The organism is Nocardia sp. NPDC059228 (assembly GCF_042754245.1).
Taxonomy (GTDB): Bacteria; Actinomycetota; Actinomycetes; order Mycobacteriales; family Mycobacteriaceae; genus Nocardia.
Map to the genome: position 1 here is coordinate 1 of NZ_JBHZAL010000020.1, position 18,699 is coordinate 18,699.

Here is an 18,699-nt window from a genome sequence, read left to right on the forward strand (position 1 = left end):
CATTCCGAACCCGGAAGCTAAGGCCACCTGCGCCGATGGTACTGCACTCGACAGGGTGTGGGAGAGTAGGACACCGCCGGAACATCCTTCGCGAAAGGGGACCCTCACCGGGTCCCCTTTCGGCGTTTGACCACCCGGTGCTGCGTTGACGCTCGAGAGCGGCGTGATTGAATTCATGGGTAGGTGGGATCGCCCGCCGGCCCTCCTCACGCGCTCCAGCGCCGTGGCCGGGTACCGCAGGCTACAAGAACAGAGAGGGATCACCGTGGCGGAGCAGAACGACGGCCGCAAACCCTTCCGCCGTAACAGTGGTGGGACCGGACAGGGCGGCTATGGCCGGCGCGACGAAGGCGAACGCCGCGACCAGGGACGGTCGTCGGGCGGACCGCGCCGCGAGCGCGATGGCGGCCGTGAGGGCGGATTCAACCGCAGCGGTGGCGGATTCAACCGTGGTCGTGACAATGAGCGTGGCGGCTACCGCTCCGAGGGCGACCGCGATCGCGGCGGCTATCGGGGCGAGGGCGGCAGCCGCGGCGGGTCCGAGCGCGAAGGCGGCCGGGGCGGCTACAACCGCGAGGGCGGATTCAACCGCGGCGAGCGTCGCGAGGGCGGCTTCGACCGTGGTGACCGTCGTGAAAGCGGCTTCAGCCGCGAGCGTCGCGAGGGTGGCTTCGATCGCGGCGGTGATCGTCGTGAGGGCGGCTTCAACCGTGGTGACCGTCGTGAAGGCGGTTTCCATCGTGGCGAGCGTCGCGAGGGCGGATTCAACCGGGGTGGCGACCGTGACGGTGGTTTCAACCGCGGCGGCGAGCGTCGCGAAGGTGGCTTCAACCGTGGTGACCGTGACGGTGGCTTCAACCGTGGTGACCGTCGTGAAGGCGGTTTCGACCGCGGTGATCGTCGTGAGGGTGGTTTCGACCGTGGCGAGCGTCGCGAGGGCGGTTTCCAGCGCAGCGGTGATCGTCGTGAGGGCGGGTTCAACCGTGGCGAGCGTCGCGAGGGTGGTTTCGACCGTGGCGAGCGTCGTGAAGGCGGCTTCAACCGGGGAGACCGTCGTGACGGTGGCTCCGATCGCGGCGGTGATCGTCGTGAAGGCGGGTTCAACCGTGGTGGGGGACGGGGCTTCGACCGGGACCGCGGGGAGCGGGAGGAGCGGAAGGGCTTCGCGCGCAACGGGTTCGCGGATGAGCGTCCGGAGTACCCGGGGGCGGGACAGGATGCCGAGCGGGCCGGGAACGGTGCGAGCGCGAGGTCGTTCGAGGGCGAGCGTCGCCGCGGTGGCGAGGGCGCGCGGGTCAGCGGCGGCCGGCCGGGGGAGCGGCGTTCGGGTCGTCCCGATGAGCCGAACCTGCCCGACGACGTGCAGGCCTCCGATCTCGAGCCGGCGGTGCGGCGCGATCTGCTGAGCCTGGACAAGGGCAATGCCGAGTCGGTGGCCCGGCACCTGGTCATGGTGGCCCAGCTGCTGGACGAGGATCCGGAGCTGGCACTGGAGCACGCGCGCGCTGCCCGGCAGCGGGCCGGCCGCATCGCGGTGGTGCGCGAGACCGCCGGTGTCGCGGCCTATCACGCGGGTGAATGGGCCGAGGCGCTGTCGGAGCTGCGGACCGCGCGCCGCATGTCCGGCGGCTCGGGGCTGCTGGCCGTCATGGCCGACTGTGAGCGTGGTCTGGGCCGTCCCGAGCGCGCCATCGAGCTGGGCCGCAGCGATGAGGCCCGGGCCCTGCAGGGCGACGAGGCCACCGAGCTGCGCATCGTGGTCGCCGGCGCCCGGATGGATCTGGGGCAGTTCGACCAGGCCGTCGTCACGCTACAGACCGCCGAGCTGGATCCGGCGCGCACCGGTTCCGCGGCCACGCGCCTGTTCTACGCCTACGCCGAGGCCCTGCTGGCCGCCGGTCGCGAAGACGAAGCGCTGACCTGGTTCATGAACGCCGCCTCCGCCGACCTGGACGGCGAGACCGACGCCGAGGACCGCGCCGCCGAACTCTCCGGTGACGGTGACGGCGGCGCGGACTGGACCGCGGCGTTCGACGATGACGACGAGGACGAGGACGACGCGGATTCCGCTGCGGCGGAGGAGGATTCCGACGCCGAGGACACCGCTGCCGAGTCGGAGACGGCCGGGAAAGCCGCGGATGGTTCGGGCAAGCCCGCGGACGACTCCGAGAACTGAGGACCGGCAAGTGATTTCGACCGTGCGGCCGCGCAACAGCGCAGCCGCACGGTCGTTTTTGTTTCTGTGAAGAGTGACGAGAGGGACGGCGTAATGCGACTGCGGGATCGGTTCGAGGCATTGCTGTTGGATCTGGACGGAACGCTGTTCCGCGGCCACGAGCCGATTCCGGGTGCGTCGGAAGCACTTTCGGCGGGCGATCCGGAACAGCGCCTGATGTATGTCACCAACAATGCGAGCCGCTCGGCCGACGCGGTGGCCTTCCACCTGCGGGAGCTCGGTTTCGACGCCCACGAGGACGAGGTGGTGACCAGCGCGCAGGCGGCCGCGCGCGTGCTGGCGCAGCGGATCCCGCCGGGGTCGACGGTGCTGGTGGTCGGCACCGATGATCTGATGGCCGAGGTGGAGAATGTCGGCCTGCAGGCGGTCCGCCGCTTCGACGGCCTGGTGCCGAGCGCTGTGGTGCAGGGCCATTCGATGCAGACCGCCTGGGCGGATCTTGCCGAGGCCGCCTACGCGCTGCGGGCGGGGGCGCTGTGGGTGGCCGCCAATACCGACGCCACGCTCCCCACCGAGCGTGGCCTGGCTCCCGGCAACGGCTCGATGGTCGCGGCGCTGCGGCAGGCGTCGGGCCTGGAGCCGATCGTGGCGGGCAAGCCGTATGCGCCGCTGATGGAGGATGCGCTCGAGCGGGCCGGTACCCGCGACGCCCTGGTGGTCGGCGACCGCCTCGACACCGATATCGACGGCGCGCACGCTACAGGCCTGGAGTCGCTGATGGTGCTGACCGGCGTGAGCACGCTCGAGGATCTGGGCACCCAGCCCTCGGATCGCATGCCGACCTACATCGCCGAATCCCTCGACGCGCTGAATCACCCTGTCGCCGACTTCGATCCGGTCGTGCCGGGCGTCGGAGACATCGCGAAGGAGATCACGGCCCGCCTGGACGCGGCCCCGGGCCGCGCCATCCGGATCTCCTCGACGCCTCGCGGGTAATCCAGGACGTGCCGGTCGGCGGGGGATCGGTAAGCGGTGGGGTACGTGTGTTCGAATGCGGGTTCGGGTAGCGTTGTCGCCACGATGACTATGCCCACGCCTCGCCCGCAGTTTCCCGCGCCGGGATCCCCTCTCGGGACGCCGGGGCCCCGTCCGGGGGCGCCGTTGCCCGGGCAGCATCTGCCGGGTGCGAATCAGGAGTTCGCCGACCCGGAGCGGGTCAAGGCGGAGGTGGCCGCGCTGCTGGCCGAATTGTCGGCGGGCGCACCGAATCCGGGCTTCCCGGGCGCGCCGAGTGTGCACTCGGAGGGCACCGATATCGTGCGGCGGGCCAAGATTCTGGAGCAGGCGCACGAGGTGCTGGTGCAGGCCCTGGCCACGGTGGACAAGATCTGAGGTGGCCAGGCGCGCACGGGTGGACGCGGAACTGGTTCGCCGTGGATTGGCGCGGTCGCGGGAACACGCGGTCGAGCTGATCAACGCGGGCCGCGTCCTGATCAATGGGTCGGTCGCCACCAAGGCGGCGACGGGAGTCGAGGCAGGCACGCCGCTGCTGGTGCGGGAGGAACCCGACGAGGTGCAGTGGGCCTCGCGCGGCGCGCACAAACTGCTGGGCGCGCTCGAGGCGTTCGAGCCGCAGGGCGTGTCGGTCGAGGGCAAGCGGTGCCTGGACGCGGGCGCGTCTACAGGTGGATTCACCGATGTGTTGCTGTCGCGCGGAGCCGAGGAGGTGGTGGCCGCCGACGTCGGGTACGGCCAGCTGATCTGGCGGCTGCAGAACGATGACCGCGTCCGCGTGCACGACCGCACCAATGTGCGGCAGCTGACGCCCGAACTCATCGGCGGCACAGTCGAATTGGTTGTCGCCGATCTGTCGTTCATCTCTCTCGGCCTGGTGCTGCCCGCGCTGGCCGCCTGCTGTGCGCCGGGCGCGGATCTGCTGCCCATGGTGAAGCCGCAGTTCGAGGTGGGTAAGGATCGCGTGGGATCCGGCGGTGTGGTGCGGGATCCGGCCCTGCGCGCCGAGGCGGTGCGCGAAGTCGCCGCCGCGGCAGCGAAACTCGGGCTGCGCACGCGTGGCGTGACGGCCAGCCCGCTGCCTGGTCCGTCCGGGAATGTCGAGTATTTCCTCTGGTTGCGCAAGGAGACCGGCGCGCCGGCGCGTCCGGAGACCGAGCCCGCTGCGGCCGGTGACGGCGCGGACGTCGGTGGGGGCGCATACGATGCAGACGAGGCGGCGCGTGTGGCGGCGCTGATCGAGCGTGCGGTGCAGGAGGGTCCACAGTGAACGCGGCTAGCCCGGCCAGGGAGGTTCTGCTGGTCGCGCATCCGGGACGGCCGGAGATCCTCGATACCGCGCACCGGGTCGCGAAGATCCTGTGCGGGGCCGGGATGGGGCTGCGCGTGCTCGAGGACGAGGCGTACAGCACCCGCTTCGACATCGACGACGACGGCGCGGCCGACGGGTACCCGGTGCGGGTGATGGCACACGATCTCGACGCGGCGGTCGGCACCGAGATGGTGCTGGCGCTCGGCGGTGACGGGACGTTCCTGCGGGCGGCCGAACTCGCCCGCAGTGCCTCGGTGCCGGTGCTCGGAATCAATCTGGGGCGCATCGGTTTTCTCACCGAGGCCGAGGCCGAGCACCTGGACGAGGCGCTGTCCCAGGTGGTGCGGCGCGACTACACCGTCGAGGAGCGGATGACCATCGACGTCACCGTGCGCGTCGACGATGTGGTGGTGGAGCGCGGCTGGGCGTTGAACGAGGCCAGCATCGAGAACGCGGCGCGCATGGGCGTGCTGGAGGTGGTGCTGGAGGTGGACGGCCGGCCGGTGTCGGCCTTCGGCTGCGATGGTGTGTTGATCGCCACGCCGACCGGGTCCACCGCCTACGCCTTCTCGGCGGGCGGGCCGGTGGTGTGGCCGGAACTCGAAGCGCTGCTGGTGATCCCGTCCAATGCGCACGCCCTGTTCGCGCGGCCCCTGGTGACCAGCCCGAATTCGCTGATCGCGGTGGAAACCGTTGCGACGGGCCATGATGCGATCGTTTTCCTCGACGGCCGACGCACCCTCGCACTGCCGCGGGGCGGCCGGGTCGAGACGGTCCGCGGGACCGACCCGGTGCGGTGGGTCCGGCTCGACTCCGCGCCGTTCGCCGATCGGATGGTGCGCAAATTCCAGTTGCCCGTGACAGGCTGGCGTGGCCGACGGCGAACGGAGAGCACGAGTGCTGACAGAGATCAGGATTGACGGGCTGGGCGTAATTTCCACCGCCACCGCACAATTCCACGAGGGTTTGACCGTTTTGACCGGTGAGACCGGTGCGGGCAAGACCATGGTGGTGACGAGCCTGCACTTGCTCAGCGGCGCCCGCGCCGACGCGGGGCGGGTGCGCCTCGGGGCGTCGCGGGCCGTGGTGGAGGGCCGTTTCACCGTGGACGAGGTGCACGACGGCGCCCTCGGCGAGGTCGAGCAGGTGCTGGAATCCACCGGCGCCGAACGCGATGACGACGGCAGCATCATCGCCGTCCGCACGGTCGGATCCGATGGCCGCTCCCGCGCCCACCTGGGTGGCCGCAGCGTGCCGGCCGCGGTGCTCGCGGACTTCACCACCCCGCTGCTCACCGTGCACGGGCAGAACGATCAGCTGCGGCTGCAGCGGCCCGACCAGCAGCTGCACGCGCTGGACCAGTTCGCCTCCGACGCGGTGGCGCCGCTGCTGGCCAAGTACCAGAAGGCCCGAAAGGCCTGGCTGGACAAGCGCAATCAGCTGCTCGAGCGGACCGCGCGCAGCCGGGAGCTGGCCCTGGAAGCCGATCATCTGACGCAGTCGCTGGCCGAGATCGACGCCGTCGCGCCGGAACCCGGCGAGGACGACCACCTGGTGGCCGAGGTGCGCCGGCTGTCGGATCTGGATTCGCTGCGCGAGGCCGCCTCCACCGCGCACGACGCGCTGGCCGGTCCGGCCGATTCGCCGGGTGAGGACGCGGGCGCCCTGGATCTGCTCGGCACCGCGCGCGCCCGCATCGAAGCCTCCGACGATCCGATCCTGACCGCGCTGGCTCCCCGTCTGGGCGAGGCGATTTCGGTGGTGGTGGATCTGACCACCGAGCTCAGCTCCTACCTGTCGGACCTGCCGTCCGATCCGGGCGCGCTGGAGTCCATGCTGACCCGCCAGGCCGAGCTGAAGACGCTGACCCGCAAGTACGCGCCGGATATCGACGGGGTCATCAAGTGGGCCGAGGAGGCGCGCACGCGCCTGGACTCGCTGGACGTGTCGGAAGAGGCGCTGGCGGCGCTGGCCGCGGATGTCGAGACCGCGGCCGAGAAGGTGCGTGAAACGGCCAAGAAGCTGACCGCGGCCCGCAGCAAGGCCGCGGGGAAGCTGGCGTCGGCGGTGAGCACCGAACTGGGCGGTCTGGCCATGGGTCGTGCCCGGCTCGAGGTCGGTGTCGGTCCCGTCCTTGCGGGCGTGCAGGATTCGGCCCCACTGGTCATTGACGGCACGGAACTGCACGCCGGCTCGACCGGCGTGGACGAGGTGGAATTCCGCCTGGCCGCCCACTCCGGCGCGCACCCGCTGCCGCTGAGCAAGAGCGCCTCCGGCGGTGAGCTCTCCCGGATCATGCTCGCCCTGGAGGTGGTTCTCGCCAGCTCCGAGCATGGCACCACCATGGTCTTCGACGAGGTCGATGCCGGTGTCGGCGGCCGCGCCGCCGTCGAAATCGGCCGCCGCCTGGCCCGTCTGGCCCGCACCCACCAGGTCATCGTCGTCACCCACCTGCCGCAGGTGGCAGCCTTCGCCGACACCCACCTGGTGGTCGACAAGCTCGACGACGGCAAGGCCGTCAGATCCGGTGTCAAGGCCCTCACCCAGGACGAACGCGTCGTCGAACTCGCCCGCATGCTGGCGGGCATGGGCGACACCGAAACCGGCCGCGCCCACGCCTGGGAACTTCTCACCACCGCGGACGCCGAGAAGGTCGGCGCCGCCGTCTCGGGCGAGTAACCGGGCACCGAGACAGAAAAACCGGCCGGGCCCGCGAAGGATCCGGCCGGTTCTGTCCGTGCCGCCGCGCCGGCTCCGAAGGCGCGGTGGCCGGGCGTTACTTGATCGCCTTGCGCACTCCGCCGATGAGGGCGTTGGTGAGGGCGCGGAGGCCGGGCTCGAGGATCTGGGCGGGGACGGGGAGGCTGGGCTCGGACTCCATGGTGTAGACGACCCGGGTGCCGCCCGGCGCGTCGGAGAAGCTGATGGTGCCGACGTGCCGCTTGACCGGGGCGCCCGCGATGACGCGGTAGACCATGCGCTCATTGGGGACGAGCTCGGTGGTCTCCTCGGTCGGGCCGATGCCGGCCAGGCCCAGGTGGTACTGCGCGCCGACGCCGGACGGGCTCCCGATGCCCGGCTTCTTCAGTGAAATCTGAATGGGCAGAAAGGCATTGAGGCTGTCGCGCTCGGTGAAGAGCTTGTAGACGACCTCACGCGGGGCGGGTAGGACGGTATCTACGGTGGTGCTGGCCATGTCCGGAGCATAGCCTTACCGGTCGGTAAGATGGAAGGTGCGATCGGCCTGCGCCCACGGCGCCCGTATGCGGGCGTGACTACTGATTTCGTGCCAATCGGGGTAACTCGCCGGGTACGTCCGAAATAGATTCGGCACCAAACTGATAGCGCGGATGCATGACCGTTAAGGGCTCTCGGCTGCCCGCTGAAGTTCCGGGGGAGGCGGAGCGGATAGTTTGCTGACCGGCGCGCCTCCATCAAAGGTTGAGACTTTGCCGTAATCATCGATCGTTATGAAGATGCTGGCCCTCTTGTCGCGTAATACCGAAACGCTGCCGGGTCTGACCGGGATGGCCCGGGTGGACCGCAACACCAGGCGTTTGCTCCAGCGCGTGGGGCCTGGCGACGTGGTGGTGCTCGATGAGATGGACCTGGATCGGCTCACCGCCGACCGGCTCGTCGAAGCACAGGTGGCGGTGGTGGTGAACGCCTCGCCGTCGATCTCCGGACGATATCCGAACCTCGGTCCGGAAGTGCTGGTGGCCAATGGCATCCAGTTGCTTGACGCGGTCAGCTCGGATGTCTTCAAGAAGATCAAGGACGGCGCCAAGGTTCGCGTCGAGGGTGGCGTCGTCTACGCGGACAAACTGGCGAAGAAGGAACCCGAGGCACTCGTCGAGGGCATCGAGCTCACCGAGGTCACCATCGCCGAGCGCATGATCGAGGCGCGCAACGGGCTCGCCGACCATCTGGAAGCCTTCTCCGGCAACACCATCGAGTTCATCCGCACCGAATCCTCCTTGCTCATCGATGGAATCGGCGTGCCGGATGTCGAAGTCGACATGAAGAAGCGGCATGTCGTGGTGGTGGCCGACGGTCCCGAGCACATCGACGACCTCAAGCGCATCAAGCCGTTCATCAAGGAGTACGCGCCGATCCTGATCGGCGTCGGCCGAGGCGCGGACACCCTGACCCGCCACGGCTACCGGCCCGACCTCATCGTCGGTGACCCGGAGGAGATCACCGCGAACACGCTGAAGTCCGGTGCGGAGGTGATCCTGCCCGCCGATACCGACGGCCACGCCAAGGGTTTGGAGCGCATCCAGGATCTGGGCATCGGCGCGACCACCTTCCCGTCCTCGGGCGCGCCCGCGGATCTGGCGCTGCTGCTGGCGGATCACCACGGCGCGTCGCTGATCGTCACCGTCGGTGCGGCGGCCTCGCTGGACGACTTCTTCGACCGCGGCCGGCGCGATTCGAATCCGGCCACCTTCCTGACCCGCCTGAAAATGGGCACCAAGCTCATGGACGCGAAAGCCGTTGCCTCGCTGTACCGACACCGGGGCTCCGGCTGGGCGGTCGCGCTGGTGGTGCTCGCGGCGCTGGTGGCCCTGGTGGTCGCGCTGCTGGCCACCCACATGGGCGTTGAGGCGCTGACCTGGACCGCCGACACCTGGCATCGCGGATCGCACTGGGTACAGGGCCTATTCGACCGGCACAGGTAGGGGACCGATGATTTCCTTTCGCCACCACGCGATTTCGATCGCCGCGGTATTCCTGGCCCTGGCGGTCGGCGTGGTGCTGGGCACCCGCGCACAAGGCAATGGGTTGTTTCCCGGCACGGGCGACCGGCAGCAGATCGACGATCTGCGTGCCGAGAACGGGCGTTTGAACGAACAGGTGAAGGCGGCCGACGCCTTCCTGTCGGGCTCGGCGGGCAAGCTGCTGGCGGGCGCGCTGGCCAACCGATCGGTCCTCGTCTTCACCACCCCCGACGCCGACAGCGGCGACGCCGATGCCGTCACCGCGGCCCTCACCACCGCAGGCGCCGCGGTCACCGGCCGGATCGGCCTGAGCGGCGCGTTCGCCGACTCCTCCGAGGGCGACCGACTACGTACCGCGCTGCTGAACGTGGTCCCCGCCGGCGCGCAGCTGAAGGTCGACGCCGTCGATCAAGGCAGCCTCGCGGGCGATCTGCTCGGCCAGGTGCTGCTCGACGATCCGGTCAGCGGGCAGGTGCGCGGCACCCCGCAGGAGCGGGGCCTGGCCCTCGAGACATTGCGCGGCGGCGGCTTCCTGACCTTCGCCGAGGTGCAGCCCGCCCAGCTGGCCGTGGTGGTCACCGGCGACGGGGCGCGGGCCGACGAGAACAACCGCGGCACCATCATCGCCAGGTTCGCCGGGGGCCTGCGGTCCCACAGTGCCGGGGTGGTGCTGGCGGGTCGCTACGGGGCCGCCGAGGGGCCCGGGGCGATCGCCGTGACACGGTCCGAGGGTGGGCTGTCGACCGTCACGACCGTCGACAATGTCGATCGTGAGATCGGGCGGATCACCACCGTGCTCGGGCTCACCGAGCAGTTGAACGGCGGTACCGGCCGTTACGGCACGGGTGAGAAGGCGACCTCGCTCACAGTCGCGGCCATGCCGCACTGAGACGATCCCCGGGCCGCACGTCGGAAAGCCCCGGCCACGCCGATGGCGGCATGGGGAAGGCTTCCCGCGACACGCGGAATCGAGCCAATCGCGGGCAACCAACATGCGCGGCATGCGATCGGCGTCGCCGATCCGTGTTACCGTGAAGTCCCGTGGGTCAATCACGGATTCCGGCGCGCGCGGCCACGAAACACATCTTCGTCAGCGGTGGCGTCGCCTCTTCACTCGGTAAGGGTCTGACCGCCTCCAGCCTCGGTCAGCTGCTCACTTCACGCGGACTCCGCGTCACGATGCAGAAGCTGGATCCGTACCTGAATGTCGATCCCGGCACCATGAACCCCTTCCAGCACGGTGAGGTGTTCGTGACCGAGGACGGCGCGGAGACGGACCTCGATGTCGGCCACTACGAACGGTTCCTGGATCGCGATCTGTCCGGGGACGCCAATGTCACCACCGGTCAGGTGTACTCGAAGGTGATCGCCAAGGAGCGCCGGGGTGAGTACCTCGGTGACACCGTGCAGGTGATCCCGCACATCACCGATGAGATCAAGAGTCGCATTCTCGCCATGACGGGACCGGACCTGCACGGGCAGGCGCCGGATGTGGTGATCACCGAAATCGGTGGCACCGTGGGCGATATCGAGTCGCAGCCGTTCCTCGAGGCGGCGCGGCAGATTCGCCACGAGGTGGGTCGCGACAACTGCTTCTTCCTGCACGTCACGCTGGTGCCCTACCTGGGTCCCTCGGGCGAGCTCAAGACCAAGCCGACCCAGCACTCGGTGGCGGCGCTGCGCAATATCGGTATCCAGCCCGACGCGCTCATCCTGCGCTGCGACCGTGAGGTGCCGCAGCCGCTGAAGAACAAGATCGCGCTCATGTGCGACGTGGATGTGGACGCCTGCATCTCCACGCCGGACGCGCCGTCGATCTACGACATTCCGAAGGTGCTGCACCGGGAAGGCTTGGACGCCTACGTCGTTCGCAAGCTGGGGCTTCCCTTCCGCGACGTCGACTGGACGGTCTGGGGCGATCTGCTGGACCGCGTGCACAACCCGCGCGAAGAGGTCACCGTCGCGCTGGTCGGCAAGTACGTGGACCTGCCCGACGCCTACCTGTCGGTCACCGAGGCGCTGCGCGCGGGCGGTTTCGCCTCGCGGGCCAAGGTGAACATCCGCTGGGTGCAGTCCGACGAGTGCGAGACCGAGGCGGGTGCGCGGTCGCACCTGGCCGACGTGGACGCCATCCTGATCCCGGGCGGTTTCGGCATTCGCGGCATCGAGGGCAAGGTGGGCGCCATCCACTACGCCCGCGAGCACAAGATTCCGCTGCTGGGCCTGTGCCTGGGTCTGCAGTGCGTGGTCATCGAGGCGGCGCGCTCGGTGGGCATGAAGGACGCCAACTCGGCGGAATTCGAGCCCGACACCAAGTACCCGGTCATCTCGACCATGGCCGACCAGGAGCAGATCGTGGCCGGCGAGGCCGATCTGGGCGGCACCATGCGGCTCGGCGCGTACCCGGCTGTGCTGCAGCAGGATTCGCTGGTGGCGCGGGCGTACGGCGAGACCGAGGTCTCCGAGCGGCACCGGCACCGGTACGAGGTCAACAACACCTTCCGTGACAAGATCGCCAAGAGCGGCCTGAAGTTCAGCGGCACCTCCCCGAACGGCCACCTGGTCGAGTTCGTGGAGTACTCGCAGGACAAGCACCCGTTCCTGGTCGCCACCCAGGCGCACCCGGAGCTCAAGTCCCGTCCGACGCGCCCGCACCCGCTGTTCGCGGCGCTGATCTCGGCGGCGCTGGAATACAAGGCCGCCGAACGGCTTCCGGTGGAGATTCCCGACGAGGTGCCCGCCGCGGAGGCCGAGAAGGTCTCCAAGTGATCCCCGCCTGACCGGGATTCCACGGCCCGCCCGAGCATTCGACGAGTGCTCGGGCGGTTTCGTATCCGCCCGGGTATCCGCGCTACGGTTCTGGAATGACCTCCTCGGAACCGGTCCCCGGCACACACGATTTCGATGTCCTGTCCAGTCGCACGGTGTACTCGGGCGCGATCCTGGCGCTGCGGTTGGACCAGGTGGTCATGCCCGGTGGCAGGGTCGCCGAGCGGGAGGTGATCGAGCATCACGCGGCGGTCGCCGTGGCGGCGCTGGACGACGACGACAATCTGGTGCTGGTGAATCAGTATCGGCATCCGATCGGGCGGCGGCTGCTGGAGCTGCCGGCCGGACTGCTGGACAAGGCGGGCGAGGATCCCCTCGAGGCCGCCCAGCGAGAGCTGGCCGAGGAGACCGGACTGGCGGCACGGGAGTGGTCGGTGCTGGTCGATGTGGCGCTCTCGCCCGGGTTCACCGATGAGGCGCTGCGGGTGTATCTGGCGACCGGGCTCTATGAAATCGACCGGCCGGACCCGGAAATGGAGGAGGCCGACCTCCAGATCCTGCGGATGCCGTTGACGGAGGCCGTACAGGCCGCGCTGGCGGGCGACATCACCAATGCCACCGCGGTGGCCGGGGTGACCGCGCTGATGACGGCCCGGTCCAGCGGGGCTCGGCTGCGGCCCGCCGACGCGCCCTGGCCGGGAATGCCCACCGCGTTCCTGGATCGCAAGGCGCGGGAGGCATCGCAGTAGATCCCGGTTGGGAAGGCAAGAGGTCCCGATTGGGAAACTTGTTCGCTTCGCCGGGTTCGGGTCGGGGAGTTCGTCGGTGGCGGCTGCAAAGATGTGAGCCGTGCTGAAGCGGCAGATCGACGCGTACCTCGACCATTTGGCGGTCGAGCGCGGCGCCGCGCGCAATACGCTCAGCGCCTATCGGCGGGATCTGGGTCGCTACCGGTACTTTCTGACCGAGCGCGGAGTGGAAACGCTTGCGCGCGTGGCCGAATCGGACATCGCCGACTACATGGTGTCGCTGCGGTCGGGGGACTCCGAGCATCCCGCCCTGGCGGCCTCGTCGGCGTCGCGGGCCCTGGTCGCCGTCCGCGGGCTGCACCGGTTCGCGACCGCGGAGGGCATCACCGACGCGGATGTAGCGCACCCGGTGAAACCGCCGACACCCGCCCGCAGACTGCCGAAAGCCCTCCCGTACGACCAGGTTTCCCGCCTGCTCGACGCCGCCGGGGGAGATATCGCCGACGGCCCGCGCGGGCTGCGCGACCGGGCACTCCTGGAGTTGCTGTACTCCACGGGCGCTCGCATCTCCGAGATGGTCGGGCTCGACGTGGACGACATCGACACCGCCGAACGCGCGGTGGTCCTGCGCGGCAAGGGCGGCAAACAGCGCATGGTCCCGATCGGCCGCCCCGCCCTGGCCGCCCTCGACAACTACCTGGTCCGAGGCCGCCCGGCCCTCGCCACCCGAGGCAAAGGCAACGCCGCCCTCTTCCTCAATCACCGCGGCGGCCGCCTCTCCCGCCAATCCGCCTGGCAGGTCCTGCAATCAGCAGCCGACCGGGCCGGGATAGCCGCCCAGGTCTCCCCCCACACCCTGCGTCACTCCTTCGCCACCCACCTCCTCGACGGCGGCGCCGACGTCCGCGTCGTCCAGGAGCTACTCGGCCACGCCTCGGTGACCACCACCCAGATCTACACCCTGGTCACCGTCGGCACCCTGCACGAGGTCTGGGCCACCGCGCATCCGCGCGCCCGGTGACGACCTGTTCTGATGCTTCCTGACTGACTACGAACCCCTCCCGCACACGCCGAACCGGGGATCGAGCCGGTGAGGGCGTGACGCTGTCGCGCCCCGGGGCGAATTTGCTTCAGCGGCAACGAGAAAGCCCGGGTGACAGCTGGCGCCGTCACCCGGGCTCGTCTTCGGCCGTGGCGTGAGTTACTTCTTGCGTTCGCGCTTTTCGCGGACGCGGACGTTCACGCGGACCGGGGAGCCGTCGAAGTTGAACTCCTCGCGGAGCTTTCGTTCGAGGAAGCGGCGGTAGCCGGCCTCGAGGAAGCCCGTGGTGAAGAGGACGAACGTCGGGGGGCGGGTGGAGGCCTGGGTGGCGAACAGGACTCGGGGGAGGCGGCCGCCGCGCATCGGGGGCGGGGTGGCGGCGATGACCTCCTTGAGCCAGTTGTTCAGGCGGCCGGTGGAGATGCGCTTGTCCCAGGAATCCAGGGCGGTTTCCATGGCGGGGACGAGCTTCTGGACGGCGCGACCCGTCTGAGCGGAGATATTGACGCGCTGGGCCCAGCGGACCTGGACCATTTCGCGGTCGATCTCGCGCTCGAGCATCTCGCGCCGGTCCTCGTCGACCAGATCCCACTTGTTGTAGGCGATCACCAGGGCGCGGCCGGCCTCGGCCACCATGGAGATGACGCGCAGATCCTGCTCGGTGATCGGCTCCGAAGCGTCGATCAGCATGACCGCCACCTCGGCGGCCTCGATGGCCGACTTGGTGCGCAGTGACGCGTAGAACTCGTGGCCGCTGGCCGTGCTCACCTTGCGGCGCAGGCCCGCAGTGTCCACGAAACGCCAGGGCTTGCCGCCCAATTCGACGAGCGAGTCGACCGGGTCGACGGTGGTGCCCGCGACATTGTGGACGACCGAGCGCTCCTCGCCCGCCAGCCGGTTCAGCAGTGAGGACTTGCCCACATTCGGCTTGCCGACCAGCGCCACGCGGCGCGGGCCGCCGGTGAGGCCCGTTCCCTCGCGCGGGGTTTCGGGCATCACCTCCAGAATGAGGTCCAGCAGATCACCGGTGCCGCGACCGTGCGCGGCCGATACCAGGCGCGGCTCACCCAGGCCCATCGACCACAGCTCGGCCGCATCGGCCTCCAGCTTCTGATTGTCGACCTTGTTGGCCACCAGGATGACCGGGGTCTTGCTGCGGCGCAGCGTCCGCGCCACCGCCTCGTCGGCGGAGGTCGCGCCCACGGTGACGTCCACCACCACGACGATCGCGTCGGCGGTCTGCATGGCGACCTCGGCCTGCCGGGCCACCGACTGCTGCAGGCCCTTGGCGTCGGGCTCCCAGCCGCCGGTGTCCTGCACCAGGAACCGGCGTCCGGCCCAGTTGGCCTCGTAGGAGATCCGGTCCCGGGTCACGCCAGGAATGTCCTCCACGACGGCCTCGCGGCGCCCCAGAATGCGGTTCACCAGCGTCGATTTGCCGACATTCGGCCGGCCGACGATGGCCACCGTCGGCAGCGGGATGTGCTCGGCGTCCTGCTCGCCCTCGAATTCGGCAATGTCCCAGTCGGATTCGTCCGACCAGATGCCATCACCGGCGAAGGTGTCCTGCGTCACTGCGCGCCTCCCGCTGAAATCCGTTCGGCCACTACGCGGTACAGCTCGTCGATGACCTCGTCCTTGTTCAGATCGCTGGTGTCGACCAGCACGGCGTCCTCGGCGGGACGCAGCGGCGACACCTTGCGGGTCGAATCCAGGGTGTCGCGGCGCTGCACATCGGCCAGCACAGCCTCGAAATCGTCACCCCGGCCCTCGGCGATGTTCTGCGCATTGCGTCGCGCGGCGCGGGCCTCGGCCGAGGCGGTCAGGTAGATCTTCACATCGGCCTCGGGCAGCACGACGGTGCCGATATCGCGGCCCTCGACCACGATTCGCCCCGCCGCCGCCGTCAGGTCCCGCTGCAGGGCCACCAGCTGCTCGCGCACCTCGGGCACGGCGGACACCGCCGACACCGCCTTGGTCACCGCATTGCCGCGGATCTCGTTCGACACATCCTCATCGTCGAGCAGGATGACCTCCCGGCTCGGATCGGTGCCGATGGTCAGCGGCAGCTCCTTGACCGCGACCGCGATGGCCGCGGCGTCGTCCAGGTCCACGCCGGTGCGCAGCACGCGCAGTGTCGCCACCCGGTACATGGCACCGGTGTCGAGGTAGCTGGCCCCGAGCCGGGTCGCCAGCAAGCGCGACACACTCGACTTGCCGGTGCCCGACGGGCCGTCCATGGCGACGACCAGCCGCGCCCACCCGGTCAGCGCGCCGGTCGCGTCGATCAGACTTCCCACACCGTTCACAACGACACCGCCTCGTAGAGCTTCCCGATTTCGTCCCGGCCCAGCACGCGCAGCGTGCCCGGCCGCTGATCGCCCAGTGCGACCGGGCCAATGTGGGTGCGCACCAGCGCGGTCACCGGGTGGCCGACCTCGGCCAGCAGGCGGCGCACGATGTGCTTGCGGCCCTCGTGCAGCACCACCTTCACCAGCGACTTGCCCTGGCCGACCTCGAGCACCTGGAACCGGTCCACCTTGGCGGGACCGTCCTCCAGCTCGACGCCGTCCTTGAGCAGCTTGCCGACCTCGCGGTTCTTGACCTCGCCGTTGACCGTGGCCAGGTAGGTCTTGGACACCTCGAAGGACGGGTGCATGAGCCGGTGCGCGAGATCGCCGTCATTGGTGAGCAGCAGCAGGCCCTCGGTGTCGGCGTCCAGGCGGCCGACGTGGAACAGCCGCTGCCCGGCCGCGATCCGCTCGGCGACGATGTCGCCCACGCATGGGCGGCCCATCTCGTCGGACATGGTCGACTGCCAGCCCTTGGGCTTGTTCAGCGCCAGGTACACCTGCTCGTCGCGGATGACGACACGCACACCGTCGACCCGGACCACGGCGGTCTGCGGATCGATGCGCAGGCCCTGCTCGCGCACGATCTTGCCGTCGACCTCGATGCGGCCGGCGTCGATCATCTCCTCGGCCGCGCGGCGCGAGGCCACACCGGCCTTCGCGAGGACCTTCTGCAGGCGCTCGCCCTCGCCCCAGGGCAGCTTCTTCGGACCGCGCTCCTCGAGGTCCACGTGCTGGTGACGCGCGGGCTTCGCATTGCTGATCAGCACGGGCGCGACGATCTTGCGCTCCGGCTTGGCGGCCTTCTTCTTGGCGGGAGTGTTCGGGGAGGTGTGCGGAGCCAGCGGGCTACCGCCGCCGATCCGGCCGCGCGAGGCATTGCGGTCCTGGCCGAAACCGGAACGGTCGGAGCCGAATCCGGTGCGCGACTGGCCGCCACGGCTGTCGCCGCCACGCGAGTCGGAACCCCAATCACCGCGAGACTGGTTGCCGCGCGCGGAGTTTCCGTACGACGAGCCACCACGCGAGGGTGCTCCACCGCGCGAACCGCCACCGCCCCACTGGCTTTCGCCACGCGAGCCGTAGCCTTCGCGCGAGCCCGAAGCGCCGCGCGAACCGTACGAGCCGGAACCGCCACGCGACGCACCGGTTCGGGAGTCGCCGTAGGAGCCGCCGCCACGGGAAGCGCCGCCGCGGGAGTCGCCGCGGGAATCGCCGTACGAGCCGCTGCGAGATCCGCCGGCGCGCGAGTCGTAGGACCCGCTGCCGCCGCGTCCGCCGCCGTACGAGCCACTGCCGCCGCGCGAATCACTGCCGCCGCGCGAGTCGCCACGGGATTTTCCGCCCCACGAGGGCGAGTCACCGCGCGAGCCGCCGCGATTCGCGGAGCCGCCACGGGGGTTGGCGGAGCCTCCGCCGTACGAGCCGCCGCCTCGCGCGGACCGGTCGTCTCCGGTCCGGCCGCGGGCGGCGCGGGAACCGCTGGGCGGTTCGCTGCCACGTTTTCTACGATCCGGTGTGCCATCTCGGCGAGCGGGTGTATTCACGTTGTCCTATTTCAATCATCGGTACCGAGGTCGATATCGGCCTCGGCCGGTTTCTTCAGCCTGGTGTACCGGGGGTCGGTGTCCAGGCTCTCGTTGATCTCGTCGATCAGATCGACGCCCGGGAGCAGTGGGGCCAGCGGCGGTAGATCCGCCAGTGACGCAAGTCCGATCCGTTCCAGGAACAGCTCGGTGGTGATGTACAGAGTGCCGTTGGTCTCCGGGTCCGCTCCGGCCTCCGCGATCAGGCCCCGCGCCAGCAGGGTCCGGATCACGCCATCCACGTTCACACCGCGCACCGCACTCACGCGTGCTCGGGTAACCGGTTGACGGTACGCGATCACCGCCAGGGTTTCCAAAGCGGCGCGTGTGAGCTTCGACCGTGCGCCGTCCAACAGCATACGTTCCACATAGGGGGCGAATTCCGTCCGCGTGTAGTAGCGCCACCCGTCGCCCACGAACCTGAGATCCATGCCACTGCGTCGCGCGGTCAGTTCCGCCGACATATCCCGCAGCGCGGTCTCCACCCGGATCGGATGATCCCGCAAAGCGGACGCCAGCAACTCCACCGGCGCAGGCGCATCCACCACCAGCAGCATCGCCTCGAGCGCCGCCCGAAACTCGTCCTCCTCGAGCGCCTCCTCGTCCTCGAACTCCTCCGCATCGATGCCCGGCCCGTCCGGCGCCACGACCCCCGCCCCAGGTCGAGAGACTTCAGCCACAGGCTCGGCAGCGCCGGTGATGGACTGGGAGGTATCAGCCACGGCCGCCGGGCCGTCGTTCACGGGCTCAGGCGCGTCGGCCGCGGGCTCCGTGGCGGCGGTCTCGAGCATGGTCGCTTCGCCGGTGAGCGCCGCACCCTCCGCCGGGGCCTCGACGCCCTCGGCTGTTGTTTCGGCGCTTCCACCGCTGGGCTCGGTGACCTCGTCCTCGGGCTCGGCGGCATTCGCCCGGGCTGCGCGGGCCTTCGCTGCCGCGGCCGCTTCGGCCACGATCCTTTCGGCCAGGGTCGGTTGGGGCG

At 69.7% G+C, this 18,699-nt stretch carries 14 protein-coding genes and 2 pseudogenes; 11 read left to right on the forward strand and 5 right to left on the reverse strand.

Annotation, left to right across the window (positions count from 1 at the left end; translation table 11 throughout):
• Window positions 1-901: 901 nt before the first annotated feature.
• The 6 genes and pseudogenes from ACFXKA_RS26750 to recN form a co-directional block, all read left to right on the forward strand.
• Window positions 902-1,999: pseudogene (locus ACFXKA_RS26750) on the forward strand (hypothetical protein); the annotation flags it as partial.
• 270 nt (window positions 2,000-2,269) lie between these two features.
• On the forward strand, window positions 2,270-3,172 hold the full coding sequence (locus ACFXKA_RS26755) for an HAD-IIA family hydrolase (protein WP_379429380.1): 903 nt from the start codon (window positions 2,270-2,272) through the stop codon (window positions 3,170-3,172).
• A gap of 165 nt (window positions 3,173-3,337) precedes the next feature.
• Entirely contained in the window at window positions 3,338-3,568 is a 231-nt protein-coding gene (locus tag ACFXKA_RS26760) for a hypothetical protein (RefSeq protein WP_364624175.1), read from the forward strand.
• A gap of 1 nt (window position 3,569) precedes the next feature.
• Entirely contained in the window at window positions 3,570-4,460 is an 891-nt protein-coding gene (locus ACFXKA_RS26765) for a TlyA family RNA methyltransferase (RefSeq protein ID WP_354844858.1), read from the forward strand.
• Complete coding sequence (locus tag ACFXKA_RS26770; RefSeq protein ID WP_354844855.1) at window positions 4,457-5,422, forward strand: NAD kinase; 966 nt, start codon at window positions 4,457-4,459, stop codon at window positions 5,420-5,422. The genes ACFXKA_RS26765 and ACFXKA_RS26770 overlap by 4 nt, the downstream gene beginning before the upstream one ends.
• On the forward strand, window positions 5,400-7,181 hold the full coding sequence (recN, locus tag ACFXKA_RS26775; RefSeq protein WP_354844853.1) for a DNA repair protein RecN: 1,782 nt from the start codon (window positions 5,400-5,402) through the stop codon (window positions 7,179-7,181). Before ACFXKA_RS26770 ends, recN begins: the two co-directional genes overlap by 23 nt.
• Before the next feature lie 97 nt (window positions 7,182-7,278).
• Here recN and ACFXKA_RS26780 read toward each other — a convergent pair whose 3' ends face one another.
• A complete protein-coding gene (locus ACFXKA_RS26780) occupies window positions 7,279-7,698 on the reverse strand; it encodes an SRPBCC family protein (protein ID WP_354844850.1) in 420 nt (139 codons plus the stop codon).
• A 274-nt stretch (window positions 7,699-7,972) separates the two neighbouring features.
• Between ACFXKA_RS26780 and steA the strand changes: the two genes are divergently transcribed.
• The 5 genes from steA (at window position 7,973) to xerD (ending at window position 13,762) form a co-directional block, all read left to right on the forward strand.
• Window positions 7,973-9,184 (forward strand): putative cytokinetic ring protein SteA, encoded by a 1,212-nt coding sequence (gene steA, locus ACFXKA_RS26785; protein ID WP_354844847.1) that lies wholly within the window; start codon window positions 7,973-7,975, stop codon window positions 9,182-9,184.
• A gap of 7 nt (window positions 9,185-9,191) precedes the next feature.
• Entirely contained in the window at window positions 9,192-10,112 is a 921-nt protein-coding gene (locus tag ACFXKA_RS26790; RefSeq protein ID WP_379429381.1) for a copper transporter, read from the forward strand.
• Between the two features lie 152 nt (window positions 10,113-10,264).
• On the forward strand, window positions 10,265-11,992 hold the full coding sequence (locus ACFXKA_RS26795) for a CTP synthase (RefSeq protein WP_354844842.1): 1,728 nt from the start codon (window positions 10,265-10,267) through the stop codon (window positions 11,990-11,992).
• Between the two features lie 95 nt (window positions 11,993-12,087).
• On the forward strand, window positions 12,088-12,741 hold the full coding sequence (locus ACFXKA_RS26800; RefSeq protein ID WP_379429382.1) for an NUDIX domain-containing protein: 654 nt from the start codon (window positions 12,088-12,090) through the stop codon (window positions 12,739-12,741).
• Between the two features lie 100 nt (window positions 12,742-12,841).
• Window positions 12,842-13,762 carry a site-specific tyrosine recombinase XerD gene (gene xerD / locus ACFXKA_RS26805; RefSeq protein WP_354844836.1) on the forward strand — a complete coding sequence of 307 codons (921 nt, stop codon included), beginning with the start codon at window positions 12,842-12,844 and terminating at the stop codon, window positions 13,760-13,762.
• A gap of 180 nt (window positions 13,763-13,942) precedes the next feature.
• Here the strand turns inward: xerD and der are convergent, their stop codons facing one another.
• The 4 genes and pseudogenes from der to scpB all read right to left on the reverse strand — a co-directional run bounded on the left by der (window position 13,943) and on the right by scpB (window position 18,511).
• Window positions 13,943-15,358: a ribosome biogenesis GTPase Der gene (der, locus tag ACFXKA_RS26810; protein WP_379429383.1), complete on the reverse strand. Its 1,416-nt coding sequence runs from the start codon at window positions 15,356-15,358 to the stop codon at window positions 13,943-13,945.
• Complete coding sequence (gene cmk, locus ACFXKA_RS26815; RefSeq protein ID WP_354844899.1) at window positions 15,355-16,023, reverse strand: (d)CMP kinase; 669 nt, start codon at window positions 16,021-16,023, stop codon at window positions 15,355-15,357. Before cmk ends, der begins: the two co-directional genes overlap by 4 nt.
• A gap of 65 nt (window positions 16,024-16,088) precedes the next feature.
• Window positions 16,089-16,946, reverse strand: a pseudogene (locus tag ACFXKA_RS26820) (pseudouridine synthase); the annotation flags it as partial.
• A 746-nt stretch (window positions 16,947-17,692) separates the two neighbouring features.
• Window positions 17,693-18,511 carry an SMC-Scp complex subunit ScpB gene (scpB, locus tag ACFXKA_RS26825; protein WP_379429481.1) on the reverse strand — a complete coding sequence of 273 codons (819 nt, stop codon included), beginning with the start codon at window positions 18,509-18,511 and terminating at the stop codon, window positions 17,693-17,695.
• Between the last annotated feature and the right edge of the window lie 188 nt (window positions 18,512-18,699).